19 protein-coding genes and 1 other RNA gene are annotated in these 14,196 nt (G+C 63.8%); 10 read left to right on the top strand and 10 right to left on the bottom strand.

Annotated elements, in window-relative coordinates; genetic code table 11:
- Window positions 1-193 precede the first annotated feature (193 nt).
- Entirely contained in the window at window positions 194-331 is a 138-nt protein-coding gene (locus RAD16_RS14305) for a hypothetical protein (protein WP_458158516.1), read from the top strand.
- A gap of 88 nt (window positions 332-419) precedes the next feature.
- On the opposite strand, the gene RAD16_RS14300 is transcribed toward RAD16_RS14305, so the two are convergent.
- Window positions 420-872 (bottom strand): hypothetical protein, encoded by a 453-nt coding sequence (locus RAD16_RS14300; protein WP_458158515.1) that lies wholly within the window; start codon window positions 870-872, stop codon window positions 420-422.
- Between the two features lie 406 nt (window positions 873-1,278).
- Between RAD16_RS14300 and RAD16_RS14295 the strand changes: the two genes are divergently transcribed.
- Window positions 1,279-1,566, top strand: a complete 288-nt coding sequence (locus RAD16_RS14295; protein ID WP_458158514.1) for a DUF3551 domain-containing protein — start codon at window positions 1,279-1,281, stop codon at window positions 1,564-1,566.
- A 154-nt stretch (window positions 1,567-1,720) separates the two neighbouring features.
- Here RAD16_RS14295 and RAD16_RS14290 read toward each other — a convergent pair whose 3' ends face one another.
- Window positions 1,721-2,041 carry a hypothetical protein gene (locus RAD16_RS14290; RefSeq protein WP_458158513.1) on the bottom strand — a complete coding sequence of 107 codons (321 nt, stop codon included), beginning with the start codon at window positions 2,039-2,041 and terminating at the stop codon, window positions 1,721-1,723.
- Window positions 2,042-2,188: 147 nt separating this feature from the next.
- Window positions 2,189-3,121, bottom strand: a complete 933-nt coding sequence (locus RAD16_RS14285) for a cupin domain-containing protein (RefSeq protein ID WP_458158512.1) — start codon at window positions 3,119-3,121, stop codon at window positions 2,189-2,191.
- Window positions 3,122-3,222: 101 nt separating this feature from the next.
- Between RAD16_RS14285 and RAD16_RS14280 the strand changes: the two genes are divergently transcribed.
- From RAD16_RS14280 to RAD16_RS14260, 5 genes are all read left to right on the top strand, one after another.
- The gene (locus RAD16_RS14280; protein WP_458158511.1) at window positions 3,223-3,561 is read left to right on the top strand and encodes a carboxymuconolactone decarboxylase family protein; all 339 of its coding nucleotides are present in this window, start codon (window positions 3,223-3,225) and stop codon (window positions 3,559-3,561) included.
- Between the two features lie 128 nt (window positions 3,562-3,689).
- On the top strand, window positions 3,690-4,961 hold the full coding sequence (soxC, locus tag RAD16_RS14275; protein ID WP_458158510.1) for a sulfite dehydrogenase: 1,272 nt from the start codon (window positions 3,690-3,692) through the stop codon (window positions 4,959-4,961).
- A complete protein-coding gene (locus RAD16_RS14270; RefSeq protein WP_458158509.1) occupies window positions 4,948-5,496 on the top strand; it encodes a c-type cytochrome in 549 nt (182 codons plus the stop codon). Before soxC ends, RAD16_RS14270 begins: the two co-directional genes overlap by 14 nt.
- Before the next feature lie 10 nt (window positions 5,497-5,506).
- Window positions 5,507-5,980 (top strand): DUF302 domain-containing protein, encoded by a 474-nt coding sequence (locus tag RAD16_RS14265; RefSeq protein WP_458158508.1) that lies wholly within the window; start codon window positions 5,507-5,509, stop codon window positions 5,978-5,980.
- A gap of 22 nt (window positions 5,981-6,002) precedes the next feature.
- Window positions 6,003-6,317, top strand: a complete 315-nt coding sequence (locus tag RAD16_RS14260; protein WP_458158507.1) for a hypothetical protein — start codon at window positions 6,003-6,005, stop codon at window positions 6,315-6,317.
- A gap of 255 nt (window positions 6,318-6,572) precedes the next feature.
- Here RAD16_RS14260 and feoB read toward each other — a convergent pair whose 3' ends face one another.
- From feoB to ssrA, 7 genes are all read right to left on the bottom strand, one after another.
- Entirely contained in the window at window positions 6,573-8,447 is a 1,875-nt protein-coding gene (gene feoB / locus RAD16_RS14255; RefSeq protein ID WP_458158506.1) for a ferrous iron transporter B, read from the bottom strand.
- 24 nt (window positions 8,448-8,471) lie between these two features.
- The gene (locus RAD16_RS14250; protein ID WP_326904937.1) at window positions 8,472-8,747 is read right to left on the bottom strand and encodes a FeoA family protein; all 276 of its coding nucleotides are present in this window, start codon (window positions 8,745-8,747) and stop codon (window positions 8,472-8,474) included.
- 115 nt (window positions 8,748-8,862) lie between these two features.
- Window positions 8,863-9,120 carry a ribbon-helix-helix domain-containing protein gene (locus RAD16_RS14245; protein ID WP_458158505.1) on the bottom strand — a complete coding sequence of 86 codons (258 nt, stop codon included), beginning with the start codon at window positions 9,118-9,120 and terminating at the stop codon, window positions 8,863-8,865.
- Complete coding sequence (locus RAD16_RS14240) at window positions 9,117-9,305, bottom strand: DUF4169 family protein (RefSeq protein WP_458158504.1); 189 nt, start codon at window positions 9,303-9,305, stop codon at window positions 9,117-9,119. The genes RAD16_RS14245 and RAD16_RS14240 overlap by 4 nt, the downstream gene beginning before the upstream one ends.
- 277 nt (window positions 9,306-9,582) lie before the next feature.
- Window positions 9,583-11,016 carry a class II fumarate hydratase gene (fumC, locus tag RAD16_RS14235; protein WP_458158503.1) on the bottom strand — a complete coding sequence of 478 codons (1,434 nt, stop codon included), beginning with the start codon at window positions 11,014-11,016 and terminating at the stop codon, window positions 9,583-9,585.
- Window positions 11,017-11,104: 88 nt separating this feature from the next.
- Window positions 11,105-11,623, bottom strand: a complete 519-nt coding sequence (locus RAD16_RS14230; RefSeq protein WP_458158502.1) for an SspB family protein — start codon at window positions 11,621-11,623, stop codon at window positions 11,105-11,107.
- A gap of 113 nt (window positions 11,624-11,736) precedes the next feature.
- Window positions 11,737-12,105, bottom strand: a transfer-messenger RNA (tmRNA) gene (gene ssrA, locus RAD16_RS14225).
- A 96-nt stretch (window positions 12,106-12,201) separates the two neighbouring features.
- Between ssrA and RAD16_RS14220 the strand changes: the two genes are divergently transcribed.
- The 3 genes from RAD16_RS14220 to RAD16_RS14210 all read left to right on the top strand — a co-directional run bounded on the left by RAD16_RS14220 (window position 12,202) and on the right by RAD16_RS14210 (window position 14,191).
- Window positions 12,202-12,807, top strand: a complete 606-nt coding sequence (locus tag RAD16_RS14220) for a chromate transporter (protein ID WP_458158501.1) — start codon at window positions 12,202-12,204, stop codon at window positions 12,805-12,807.
- The gene (locus RAD16_RS14215; RefSeq protein ID WP_458158500.1) at window positions 12,804-13,334 is read left to right on the top strand and encodes a chromate transporter; all 531 of its coding nucleotides are present in this window, start codon (window positions 12,804-12,806) and stop codon (window positions 13,332-13,334) included. The genes RAD16_RS14220 and RAD16_RS14215 overlap by 4 nt, the downstream gene beginning before the upstream one ends.
- A gap of 95 nt (window positions 13,335-13,429) precedes the next feature.
- Complete coding sequence (locus tag RAD16_RS14210; RefSeq protein WP_458158499.1) at window positions 13,430-14,191, top strand: tripartite tricarboxylate transporter TctB family protein; 762 nt, start codon at window positions 13,430-13,432, stop codon at window positions 14,189-14,191.
- Window positions 14,192-14,196: the final 5 nt, after the last annotated feature.

Genomic DNA, 14,196 nt, shown 5'->3' with positions numbered 1-14,196 from the left:
CCGATCGCTGGATTTAACCAGCTCACGGAGGCGAGTATGGATGCAAAGCGATTGATTGTGGCGGCTGCCGCGTTCGCGTGCCCAGCCTCGATGCTTTCGATCAGCGGCCGCCGAGGCAAGTGACCGGCTCTATGTCGGGCCGCTCTATCATGGCGGCTACATCGCCGACCAGACCGGGCTGCCCTGATACGCGGTGCGGGCCTATTACACCGGAGGTCCCTGGACCTATGGCTACAGCAGCTGGTCCGACTACGCCGCGCGCAACGGCATCGGCTGCACACCGGGTACGCTGGTCAAGGGCGGCGACGGCATCATGTATGTTTGCCAATAGGACGCGAGACCGGAGGCGGCCTCGCGCCGCCTCCCTTTGTCTGTCGCCATCTTCGTCTGTCGCCATCTTCGCCGCCACGACTGGCCGACTACCAGTACCTGTACCCGAACCACGCGAACTGTCCCTGCGGCGCCGCCAGAAGCATCTGCGGCGGCGCGTGCCGCTTCGATCGCACAGCAACGTGTTGGCTCTTGCGCGGCCGCTTGTGATCGACGATCTCGCGCGACGGCGCTTCCGGCCGCGCCATGGCGAGCGCGTTGGCAACCGCTGGAGTCTCTGCCCGGATGACGGGCGGTTCTGCACGGTCGGGAGGAGCCGCGGCCTGCGCGGTCGACACTGCGGGCGCAGCCGCGACGACGACCCGCGTGCTGGTATCGAGGACCACGCGCTCGGGCCATTTGCGATCCGAGTGGATGCGGATCGCCGGCCGGTCCGCGTCTGTCTTCTCGGTAACGGGGGCCTTCGGCAGACAAAGGCCCGCAATGAAAAGGAGCGCGAGCAGCACCGCGCCGACTTTCCAGAAATACGCCAACAGCGGCATATCGGTCGCTCCGTGCCCCCCACATTGGGCCCAGCGACGACGTCCCGCTTCAAGTCATTCGAGCGTGGAATGCGAAGCTGCGTTCAACTCGACCAGGACTGCCGCGCAGCTTCGGAGCATTGACGCAACGTGTCAACCACTAGTTTCATCGTGTGTCAGTAAGCACGTGACCCTCAAGCCAGATCTTTAGTAGCGCCCCGAGCCAATGCGATTGACGCCGCCATTGGCGTTGCCGCCGGCATTATGGCGGACCGTGGCACGTGCGACTGGCCGGAGCCTCAGCACGACGCCGGTTCTCGCAACGCAGCCGACGAGGCTCTGATCGCGCCCAATTGTGTTGATGTTCGCAGTTTGAAGGCGGACTCTTGCGCACAGCAACCGACAGATCTGAAATCAGGAGATCGACATGACACGCCTGCTCCTTGCAATCGTATCGGTCAGCTTAATTCTGGTGTCGACGGCCTCGACCTCGTCCGCGGGGCAACGCCAGTATCGCTACAGCAACGTCGCCCCGAGTGCTCCTGTGCGCTACTGCTTGCAGGGCCGGATTTGGGGATACCCAGGCAATTGCCAATTCGCGACCTATGAGCAATGCATGGCAACCGCTTCAGGGACCAACGCATATTGCGGCATCGATCCGAGCTACGCCTTTGCATATCAGCGCGATTCTCGCGGTCAGTGGTATCCGCGCTAGGCCTTGGATTAATGGATGGTGCGCTTGTGCTGGGCACGTCATCGACGCCGGCCCTTATCACCAATCAGGCGAGCCGATGTGGTTCAAAGCCAGTCAGGTGCGCGTCAACTGGCGCTCAGCGACATGAGAGAAGCTCACATGACGCCGCTGCGGTTCACTTCTTGTCACCAAACTGTCCTGAATACATTTCGAGGCAGGTCAAAAGTTCGACGTAGCTTTTCTCATCACCGCCGGCGTTGCTCTCGCCGACGCACTCTTTCTTCTGCGACGCACTGAATGAAGACCAGCGCTTGGTCAGTTGGTCCTTGGCGTCGGTTTCGTCGATCGTGCAATTCTTCCCCATGCCGCCGGATCCCGCCGTCTCCATGCTGCAGTTTCGGGCGATGTCGAACACGGGTGGTCCGTCGGCGGCTCCCGCCGGCGCAACCGCAAAACCGAGTGCAACGACAATCAGACCCAAAATGAAGTTGCGCATCCTGGCCTCCCGGTGTCGGGCCGCACCAGGGTAAGGACAGCCGTGCTCCATGGCTTGATCTGCATCAACGCTACCTGCGGCGCGTGGAGGCAGCCGCGCGCTGCCTCCATTTTAACTGGCCCGGAGCAACAGTTCCGACCGCGGCTATCACCCGGGCTCCGCCATTCTCAGCGCGCCGGGCCGCACGCCGTATCTGCGCATGACGGCCTTGCTCAAGGCGCCCTCGGACGCGTAGCCGACCTCGCCCGCAATCTTGGCTATGGAATCGGAGGTGCCGGCCAGACGTTGGCGCGCGACCGTCAATCTCAAATCGGACAGGAACGTCATCGGCGCCATCCCTGCGTGCTTGCGAAAGGCGCGGACCAGGCTCGCGCGGGAGGTGATCGCGACGGCCGCCATCTCGTCGAGCGTCCAATCCCTGGAAAGATCGTTGAGGATTGCCGAAACGACACGGGCCGTCGTGCGGTCCCGCAATAACGAAACTGTATGATTCCCGGCAGCATCGTCCGCGAGATGGTCGCGGAGCATCATGACGAACAGGGCTCTGGCGAGATCGGCGGCGATTGTTTCCGATCCAACCCTGCCTGCGTCCAGTTCTTCACGAATATCGATCAGCAGTCGCCGAAACCTTTCCAGCAGCGGCTCGCCTGCCGTGCGAAGGACGATTTCATCGGGAAGCGCTGCGATCAGCGGGTTTCCGTCCGACGTCTCGAACAGGAACCGGCCACACAGGAATTCGGTGTCGATCTGAGCGTCGACCGTCGTGCGTTGTCGAACCCCGTTCCGGACGTCGCTCGCGATCCGCGCAGCTGCGCCGCCGGCCTGGCTGCGGACCAAATGGCTGTCTCCGTGCGGCAAGAGCAGAATGTCGCCGGCGTTCAACCGCTGCGAGCCCAGGCCCGGCCTCTCGACAACGCAGGAGCCGCACGTGACCATGTGGAATTGCGCCCATCCCCGGCCGTTCGGCGCGTGGAGCGATTCCCAACTGCCGCCAAATCGACAGTAATCGTCGATTACGGGCCGGATTCTGAGCAGCGGCACCATCGCCTTCAACAATTCCGCGGCTTTCGCCACCGACATTCGTGCTCCTTGATCCGCCCGGACATGATTGCGAGCCGCCTGGCCATACCTCGTAGCCGCAGGCGCTTCTAAATCAGATTTACCAAGACACGGAGAGCACAATGTCAATGCTCGACTGGAACAATTACCGTCGCCAGGTCGTGGCCGGCGTCGGCGAAATTGGAAAGCTGACGCCGGATACGGTGAAGGGCTACGCGATCCTCAACGGCGCGGGCTCGAAGACCGGTCACCTCGATGCCAAGACCCGCGAGTTGATCGCGCTGGCGGCCGCAATCAGCTTGCGCTGCGACGGCTGTATCACCGTTCACGCCGCCGAAGCGAAGAAGCATGGTGCGACGGAGGGCGAGGTCGCCGAGGCGCTCGGCGCCGCGATCTCGGTCAATGCCGGCGCCGCGCTGGTCTATTCGACGCGTGCGCATGAGGCCTTCAGAGAGGCCTGAGCGATCATGCGCACGATGCTCATTGTTTCTAACACAACCTAACGAGCAATCGTCGCCGTGTTCGCTAAATGTGGCGGCACGACAGCGGCGGAGATTTTCCAAAAAGCACGATGTCGACGGGAGATGACATGACGTCCAAGACGCCAATCGAAGTGTTGCCACGGCCCGCGAATGTGTCGCGCCGTGGCTTCGTGGGAGGCCTCTCGGCCGGCATCGTTGCCGCGGTTTCGACCGAGGCGGCGGGTGCAGAGTCGTTGGCCGACGTGCCCGATCGCGGGCCCGGCGCCGATCTGAGCGCACACAGTGAGCGATCACGGTTTGCAAAGCTCGATCGCATCCCCGAGGCCACGCCGGGCAAGCGCAACGTCGATCCCGGCGATGCCATCAACTCCAAGACCCCGCATCAGAAGCTGGTTGGCAACATCACGCCGACCGACGTGCATTACGAGCGGAGCCATTCCGGCGTGCCGGATATCGATCCCGCACAGCACAGGTTGCTGATCCACGGCATGGTGCAGAAGCCGCTGGTGTTCAGCGTGGACGATTTGAAACGGATGCCGTCGGTCACGCGCGTGGTCTTCATCGAGTGCACCGGCAACGGCTGGGAGAACTGGAAGAAGGCCGACCCTGACCTGACGGTGCAGAATACGCACGGTCTCGTCAGCACCAACGAGTGGACCGGCGTGCCGCTCAAGTTCCTGATCGACCTCGTCGCCAGGGACAAGGGGGCGAGCTGGATGCTTGCCGAGGGCGGCGACGGCGCCGGTGTCGATCGCAGCATCCCGCTCACCGACGAGATCGTGAACGAGGCTTTCATCGCCTACGGGCAGAACGGCGAGCCGCTGCGGCCCGCGCACGGCTTTCCGATGCGGCTGGTGATGCCGGGCTTCGAGGGCAACCTCAACATCAAATGGCTGCGCCGTCTCAAATTCGGCAACGCGCCCTGGATGACGCGCTGGGAGACGGCGCGCTACACGCAGTTGCTCGCGAACGGCAAGGCGCGGCAATTCCAGCTCCGGATGGAAACCAACTCGGTCATCACCCAGCCCTCCGGCATGATGCAGATCCAGCCCGGCTATAACCGCATCTCCGGCCTTGCCTGGAGCGGTCATGGCAAGATCGCCAAGGTCGAGATCTCGACCGACGGCGCGAAAACCTGGAAGCAGGCGCAACTGAGCCAGCCCGTCCTCTCCAAGGCCCAGGTCCGCTTCCAGATGGATTGGGTGTGGGACGGCAAGCCGACGAAAATCGTTAGCCGCTCGACCGACGAGCAGGGAAACGTTCAACCGGACCGGCAGACCTTCATCGCCGCGATGGGGACCAACGCCCTGTTTCACTACAACGCCCAGCAGACCTGGAGCATCGACGAGGCCGGGAGGGTCCGCAATGTCCTCGCATGAGAAACTGCTTCTTGCCGGCATTATCGCTGCCGGCTTGCTCGCCGCACCCGCGCTGGCATTCGATTTTGGCCGCCGCGCAACGCCGCAGGAGATCAAGCTGTGGGACATCGATGTCAGCCCCGACGGCAAGGGCCTGCCTGACGGCAGCGGCACGGTGGCGCAAGGCAAGCAGATCTTCGCCGACTATTGCGCGGCCTGTCATGGCGACAACGGCCAGGGCGGCATCAAGGACCGTCTCGCCGGCGGCCAGGGCACTCTTGCCTCCAACATGCCGGTCAAGACCGTCGGCAGTTTCTGGCCTTATGCGACGACCCTGTTCGACTACATTCATCGCGCGATGCCTTATCCGACGCCGGGCTCGCTCAGCACCGACGAGACCTATGCCCTCACCGCCTACATCTTGAGCCTCAACGGCATCGTTCCCGCCGACGGCAAGGTCGACAAGGACAGTCTGCCGAAGATTAAGATGCCCAATCGCGACGGCTTCATTCCGGAGCCGGAGTTCGATCCGGCGAAATTATTCCGCAAGAAGTGAGCTTGTGGTCATGAGGTTTTCGACACTGATCACGATCCTCGCTCTGGCTGCAGCGACATGTTCATGGGAGACGCAAGCAATGGCCGCAGACGGACTGATTACCATCAAGAGCAGCTTCGGACCGGAAGACACGATGAAGCGGCTGGAAGCGGAGGTGAAGGCCAAAGGCCTCACCGTGTTTGCCCATGTCGATCATGCCGCGGGCGCCGCTGCGGTCGGCCTGCCGCTGCGGCCGACCGATCTCATCATCTTCGGCAACGCCAAGGGCGGCACACCGTTGATGCAGCAGTCGCAGACGATCGGGATCGACTTGCCGCTGAAGGCGTTGGTCTGGCAGGACGAGCAGGGCGCGACGTGGCTCAGCTACAACGATCCAGCCTATTTCACGCATCGTCACGGCCTCGGCGATGGCGCCAAGGCCCCGGTCGAGGCGATGTCGGGCGCGCTGAAGGCGATCGCCGCAAAGGCGACGAGCGCGCCCTGATGCGGACCATCAGGAGGGGCCGATGAGCACCAACGAGCCACCGACACCGTCCAGCCCGCGCGACGGCAAGCTCGCCAGATGGCTTGTCATCGCGGTGCTGTGCGCCATGCTCGTCGGCGCCGGCGCGCTCGGCTATCTCGGCTGGTTCAGGACGGATCACGACGTGCCGGAGGCGGGCTATGTCGCGCTCGTGCTCGGCGTGGTGTTCTCGCTGGTCGTCGGCGTCGGCCTGATGGCGCTGGTGTTCTACAGCAGCCGCAAGGGCTACGACGAACCGGCGGTGCTGATTCAGGAGCCGGAGAGCGATCCGGAGGATCAGCGAGACGATCCGAGATGATGGGTCGCGCGCAGGAGCCCAAGATGCCATCATGCCAGTGTTTTGCCCGACGGTGCAACCGGGGCACATCTCGTAGCCCGGATGGAGCGTAGCGCAATCCGGGTCCGGCGGTGCGTTACGCGAGAATCCCGGATTTCGCTTCGCTCCATCCAGGCTACGGCTCGGTGCTTTTTGCACCCCCCGTAAGCCATTGATTTCACAACCCCCGTCTACTGTGCATGGGGTTGTTTTCGCAGTTTTGGTGTTGAGGGGGCCTCAGCCGGCCCCGAGCGCGACCGCGACGTTGTAGGTCACGAGGCTCGCCGCATAGGCCAGCACCAGCATGTAGGTGAAGGTGACGGCCATCCATCCCCAGCTTCCGGTCTCGCGCCGGATCACGGCGAGCGTGGACGCGCATTGCGGGGCGAAGATGTACCAGGCCAGCATCGACAGGGCGGTGGCGAGCGACCATTTCGTCGCCAGCACCTGGCCGATCTGCTCGGCGGCTTCCTTGCCGCCTTCGATCGCATAGACCGTGCCGAGGGCTGCGACCGCGACCTCGCGCGCCGCCATGCCGGGGATCAGCGCCACCGCGATCTGCCAGTTGAAGCCGACGGGTGCGAGCAGCGGCTCGAGTGCCTTGCCGATGATCGCGGCGAGGCTGAAGTCGATCGCAGGCTCGGTCGCGCCGGCGGGCGGCTGCGGGAACGAGGCCAGGAACCAGATTAGCACCATCATCGAGAAGATCGTGGTGCCGGCGCGGTACAGGAACATCTTGGCGCGGGTGAAGATGCCGATCGCGACTGATTTCAGGCGCGGCAATTTGTAGTCCGGCAGCTCCAGCATGAATGGCGCCGGCGCATAGTCGCGCAGCATGAAGAACTTGATCAGGAACGAGACGAGGAGCGCGCTGACGATGCCGGTGGCATAGAGCCCGAACATCACGAGGCCCTGCAAATTGATGAAGCCCCAGACGTCCTTGGCCGGAATGAAGGCGGAGATGATCAGCGTGTAGACCGGGATGCGCGCCGAGCACGTCATCAGCGGCGCGATCAGGATCGTGGTCAGCCGGTCGCGCTTGTTGTCGATCACGCGCGTCGCCATGATGCCGGGAATGGCGCAGGCAAAGCTCGACAGCAGCGGAATGAAGGCGCGGCCGTGGAGGCCGGCGCCGCCCATGATGCGGTCCATCAGGAACGCGGCGCGCGCCATGTAGCCGAAATCTTCCAAGAGCAGGATGAACAGGAAGATGATGATGATCTGCGGCAGGAACACGATGACGCTGCCGACGCCCGAGATCACGCCGTTCTGAAGGAAGCTCTGGAGGAGGCCGGCGGGCAGGTGATCGTGCACGAACTCGCCGAGCATATCGAAGCCGGAGTTGAGCAGCTCCATCAGCGGCTGCGCCCAGGCGAACACCGCCTGGAACATCACGAACAGGATCAGCGCCAGCACGATCAGGCCGCCGACCGGGTGCAGCACCACGGCGTCGATCCGCGCGGTCCAGGTGTCGGGCCTAGCAGGCAGGCTGACGCAGTCGGCGATGATGCGGTCGGCCTCGCGCTGGGTTGCGCGCAGCTCGGCGACGCTGAGCGCGCGCCAGCTGTTCTCCTGCTGCGGCTCGGAAGCGAGTTTCGCGGAGATCTCGTCGGTCAGCGCCAGCAGGTCGGCCGTGCCGCCCTTGCGTACCGCGATCGAGGTGACCACGGGGACGCCGAGCTCCTTGGCGAGCCGCTCCACGTCGACCGCGATGCCGCGGCGGCTCGCGATGTCGAACATGTTGAGGACGAGGATCATCGGCCGGCCGGTGCGCTTGAGCTCGAGCAGCAGGCGGATGGTCAGGCGCAGATTGGTGGAGTCGGCGACGCACAGCACGAGATCGGGCACGGTCTCGCCGGTGGCCTTGCCGAGCACGAAGTCGCGGGTGATCTCCTCGTCCGGACTGCGGCCGCGCAGCGAATAGGTGCCGGGCAGGTCGACCACCGAGACCTGGCGGCCGAGTGGACTGACGAAGAAGCCTTCCTTGCGCTCGACGGTGACGCCGGGGTAGTTCGCGACCTTCTGCCGGCTGCCGGTCAGCGCGTTGAACAGCGAGGTCTTGCCGCTGTTGGGCGTTCCGACCAGGGCGAGATGCAGCAGGGGTAATTCCATGGAAACAAATATCCGGTCGCGATCTCAGGCGACGATGATGGCCATGGCTTCGCGACGGCGCACTGCGATCGTGATGTTGTCGACCCGCACCGCGATCGGGTCGCGCCCGACCAGGCCCTCGTGCAGGACCTCGACCCGGGCCCCCTCGACGAAGCCGAGCTCGATCAGTCGGCTCTCGAGCTCGATGTCCGAGAGCGCCGAGCCTGCGTCCTTGGTGGAAAGGTGCTGAATGACGCCGGTGTAGCCGCGCAGGGCGAGACCAAGCGGCATGTGTGGGCGCGTATCATGGGTGTCGGTCATGCCCTGTATTTTCAACGCAGGGCATTGAGGTCAAGCGCGCGGGCTCGCCGAAACTGCACCTTAGAGTGATTTTAAAGTGCAGTTGATGGGGGGCGTCGAAAAGACGCCCCGGCGGCTACTGGGCCGGGACCTTTTCCGGCTGCTGGATGGCGGCCATGGCGCGGCTCTTGAAGTAGTCGAGCACGAACAGGCGGATCGCCGAGGACAGGTTGCCCTGCTGGCGGGCGCCGTCGATCTCGCCGACGAGCTCGGACAGCGTCATGTTACGCAGGCCCGAGATCTCCTTCATGCCGTTCCAGAACGCCTCTTCCAGGCTGACGCTGGTCTTGTGGCCGGCAACGACAATCGATCGTTTCACCACGGGCGACTTCATGATTGATCCTCGTGATCGATCTGGTGCTGGTCCAGATGCGTCTTCGCCTTGTCCGCGCGGGTCTCCTCCGCGGACCGCTCCGCCTTCGTGCGGCCGAACTTCGCCCGATTGGCGTCCGCCTGCTTCGCCGATGCTTCCCGCTCGGCGCGCTTCCTGAAACGATTCAGGTTGATGACGTTCCCCATGCCGCGTCTCCATCATCCGATCCTTTCCAGGTGGGATGAAACATTCAGAAACAGGGTGCCGCGCTGCGCCCTACAAGACTTGATCGCCATTAGCTTGTCCTCGTCAATCGGCCCTTCGGGCCATCAAACGATGAATTAGCCCCGTCAAGGGCAGAGAGGCCTGCGTAGCACGCCGCCTCCCTGCAACATTGACGGTAATCAAATCCCGTCCCTGAAACCTTATAATTATAGGCCTTTGGGCTCCGTATCATTACGGATGACTATCGGAATTCGGAATTCATCCGGGCCGGGTCATTTTCTCCGGCTGCACCAGGCGGTCGAATTCGTCGGCGGAGACGAAGCCCAGACGGAGCGCTTCCTCCTTCAGCGTGGTGCCGTTGTGATGCGCGGTCTTGGCGACCTTGGCGGCGTTATCATAGCCGATTTTCGGGGCGAGCGCCGTCACCAGCATCAGCGAGCGCTGCATCAGCTCCTTGATGCGCTTTTCGTCGGCGCGGATCCCGTCGACGCAATGTTCGGTGAAGGAGCGCGCGGCGTCCGCCATCAGGCGGATCGAGTGCAGCATGTTGTAGGCCAGCACGGGCTTGTAGACGTTCAGCTCGAAATGGCCCTGGCTGCCGGCGACCGTGATCGCCGTGTGATTGCCGAACACTTGGCAGCACACCATGGTCATCGCCTCGCACTGCGTCGGATTGACCTTGCCCGGCATGATCGAGGAGCCCGGCTCGTTCTCCGGCAGGATCAGCTCGCCCAGCCCCGAGCGCGGGCCCGATCCGAGCAGCCGGATGTCGTTGGCGATCTTGAACAGGCCCGTCGCGACGGAATTGATGGCGCCGTGCGCCAGCACATAGGCGTCGTTCGAGGCCAGCGCCTCGAACTTGTTGGCGGCGCTGGTGAAGGGCAGCTTCGTAATCCCGGCAACGTGCTTAGCGAACAACGTTGCAAAGCGCGGCTTCGAGTTGAGGCCGGTGCCGACGGCCGTGCCGCCCTGCGCAAGGGGGTAGAGGTCCTTCACCGCGACCTTGAGACGGGCGATGCCGCTCTCGACCTGCGCGGCATAGCCGGAGAATTCCTGCCCCAGAGTCAGCGGCGTCGCATCCTGGGTGTGGGTGCGGCCGATCTTCACGATCTTCGCGAACGCCTTCTCCTTCTTGCGCAGTGCGCGGAGCAGCTCGGTGAGGGCAGGGACTAGATCGACATTGATGCGGCTCGCGGCCGCGATGTGCATGGCCGTGGGGAACGAGTCGTTCGACGACTGGCTCATGTTGACGTGGTCGTTGGGATGCACCGGCTTCTTGGCGCCAAGCTCGCCGCCGAGCAGCTCGTTGGCGCGGTTGGCGATGACCTCGTTGAGGTTCATGTTGCTCTGGGTGCCTGAGCCGGTCTGCCACACCACCAGCGGAAAATGGTCGTCGAGCTTGCCCTCGATCACCTCGCGCGCGGCGCGGATGATCGCATTGGCGCGGCGCTGGTCGAGCAGGCCGAGCGCGAGGTTGGACTGTGCGGCGGCAAGCTTGACGATGCCCAGCGCATGCACGAGCGAGATCGGCATGCGGTCGGTGCCGATGCGAAAATTCTGGCGCGAGCGCTCGGTCTGCGCCCCCCAATAGCGGTCGGCGGGGACCTCGATGGCACCGAAACTGTCGGTCTCGATGCGGGTGGCGGGGGACGAGGTCTTCGCGCGAGCAGCTTTGGCCATGAGCACATCCATTCCGCCGCGCATGTGCCGCGCGGCCTCTTCATGTGCTTCTCTATACAGGGAGTTTGGCCGGGCGCGACCGGTTGGCGCCCAACCTAGATCATTTCTTGCGGAAACGATCGAGCCGCACGACCTCGGCACCGCCCTGGCTCGGCGGGGTCGGCTCGTCCGCGGTCTCCGCCTTCTCCGTGTCGGGTGCGGGCACCGACAGCGCCGAAGGAGCAGGGGCCGCCGGCAGCGTCTCCGGCGCGACCTCGGCGACATCGGAGGTGTCGAACTGGAGGCCGAATTTCACGGACGGATCGAGGAAGCTCTTGATGGCGCTGAACGGCACCACCAGCCGCTCCGGAATGCCGCCGAAGGACAGGCCCACCTCGAAACGATCCTCGAGCACGGTCAGGTCCCAGAACTGGTGCTGCAGGATGATCGTCATCTCTTCCGGATATTGCGCCAGGAGCCGCGACGACAGCTTCACGCCCTCGGCCTTCGACACGAAGGTGATGAAGAAATGGTGCTCGCCGGGCAGCCCATGGGACGCGGCATCGGTCAGTACCTTCCGCAGCACGCCGCGCAGCGCGTCGCGGGCCAGCACATCGTATCGGATATGATCGGTCGCCATGGTGGTCCTGTTGCATTCCAGGAGTTGGGCCCTCCGGCCCGACTCGCCAAGCCGCAATAGTACCGCGCCTAACGGGTCAGAAGGAGTCCCCGCCGGGGAGGAAATAGAAGGCAAGTGGAGGCTTCTGTTGCCAGGTGCCTCCGAACCCCGCCTAACGGAGCTTAACCCGTTAGGACTTTAAAGTGGTCTTTCAAACTGCGTTACGCAGCCTGAGCAACCGGAGCAAAGTTGTCGTTGGCAACTATTGCAGTAGCCCGATAACGGCGGAACAATACCGGGAAAAAGCACGCCCTTTACGCCCTCGTCGATCCTATTTCGCCCCCGCCAAAACTCACCTTCGATGGGCTCGAGCCCGATGAACTTTGGTGGAGGCGCCGGGTACCGCCCCCGGGTCCGAATGGTTTATTGCGACGACCGTTTATTTCCATAGCCGGCGAACCGGCACCCCCAATATAGGGGGCAAAGGTTTCAAAAAACAGAGGTTTCGAGCGGAGAGGGCGCTGTTCCCTTTGGATAGGTTCCGGATCGCCACTGGTCCGATCTTGGCCGCGGCGCGGCCCCCGTTCTAAGCTCCTGACATGTCCACGGATTCAGCACCGGCCGCCCAAGAGCCGGATGTCCCCGCCGTCCACGCCCCACCGCCCGGCTTGCTGGCGCTATTCGTCGCCTTCGCCCGGATGTCGCTGGCCGGTTTCGGCGGCGTGCTGGTGTTTGCCCGGCACGCCATCGTCGACCAGCACCGCTGGATGACGGCGGACGAGTTCAACGAGACCTTTGCGCTCTGCCATTTCCTGCCCGGGCCCAACATCGTCAATCTGTCGATGGTGTTCGGCTCGCGCCTGCGCGGGATCGCCGGCGGGGTTGCCGCCTTCACCGGGCTATTGCTGCCGCCGACGCTGATCATGACCGTGCTGGCGATCGTCTATGCCCGGTTCGGCGACGTCGAGGTGCTGCGTCGTATCCTCGCGGGGATTTCCTGCGCGGCGGTCGGCCTCCTGATCGCGGTGGTGTTCCGGATGATGATGCCGTTGCTGAAGCGAATGGATGTCGTCGTGCTCATCCTGATGCTCGGCGTCTTCATCGCCATCGGCGTGCTCCGCCTGCCGCTTCAGGCGGTGCTGCTGGTCGCGATTCCCGTCAGCATCGGCGTCACCTATGTGATGCGGCGGAAGGTAGCAGCATGAACGGCGAGAACCCGATCTGGGCGCTGATCTCCACCTTTGGTCTAATGTCGCTGTTCGCGGTCGGCGGCGCCGCAGCTGCGGTGCCGGAAATGCATCGCATCGCCGTCGACGTGCATCACTGGATGACCGACAAGCAGTTCACCGATGCCTATGCGATCGCGCAACTTTCGCCAGGTCCAAACGTGCTTATCGTGACGTTAATCGGCTATGCCGTCGCCGGCATCCCCGGCGCGCTGGCCGCAACGCTCGCGATGTGCCTGCCGACAGCACTGCTTGCCTATTATGTCAGCCGTCTGCTGAGCCGGCCCAGCCAATCGCGCTGGCCCGGCTTGATTCAGGCTGCATTGGTTCCGCTGTCGATCGGATTAATGGCAGCCAGCGCCCTGATCCTGGCCCAGTCAACCGATCGTACGTTTGTTGCACTGCTCCTGACCGCATTGGTTGCGGTGGTCGCGTCGGTCTCGCGCATCAATCCACTCTGGCTTCTGCTGGTCGGAGGCCTGTTTGGTTTTGCTGGCATTGTGTGATGAAAATCGCTAGGCAATGGTCCGGGCCGGGGATCCACTTCCAGCCGATTTAGAACAACAGTGCTCGTGACTTACGGGTCGCGGAGGAGACATGCATGGCCGAGACGATGGGCCACTCAGCGACGGCCACCCGAAATACTTCGGTGGCGATCGGCTTTTGCCTGCTGGCGATAGCGCCGCAGATTTTCGAATTCATCTGGTCGATCGGGACTATTTTCGGCTGGGGCGCGGGACGCGGCCCGGCCACGGTCCTGATCAGTCACGCGACCGCACTGGTCACGGGCGCTCCTGCCGCGCTGATCGGCGCGGCCGGCGGTGACACCAAGAAGGCGTCATCGGATGTGCTGCTGGCGCTGATCTACTCCTATCCGATTTTCGCGGTGGCGATCGTCACCCTGTTCATGACCATCCGGTCTGCGCAGGACTATGTCGGCGGCGTCATCCTGATGGCGCTGGCGCTGTTCGCGCTGTGGGCCTCGAGCGATTTGCAGGGCATGCGCGGCTTCTCCTTCGGCGCGGGCACCGCGCCGCGGATGTTCGGCGGGCTCCTCGTCGCCATGTCTGCCGGCATCGCCCTGAGCGGCCTTCTGGTCGATGGGCCGGGAATGTCGCATTATTCCTGGCGCGGGCCGCTGTTCGTGATGGTCGCGATCCTGTTCTTCGCTCTGGCGATCCGGCCGCTCGGTCTCGTGGTCACGGCCTTCGCGAGCTTCATGATTGCAGCGACGGGGTCGCACGAGACGCGCTGGCTGGAGGCCGCCATTGTCGGCGCCTGCCTGACGCTGGGCTGTGCCATCCTGTTCCCCTACGTGCTCGGGCTACCGATGCCGATGTTTCCGCGTTTCCTGATTCAGTGAGGGCG

The sequence above is a fragment of the Bradyrhizobium sp. 18BD genome (assembly GCF_054185225.1).
Note: the sequence above shows the minus strand (reverse complement) of the source record. Positions and strands in the feature narration are given on the sequence as shown.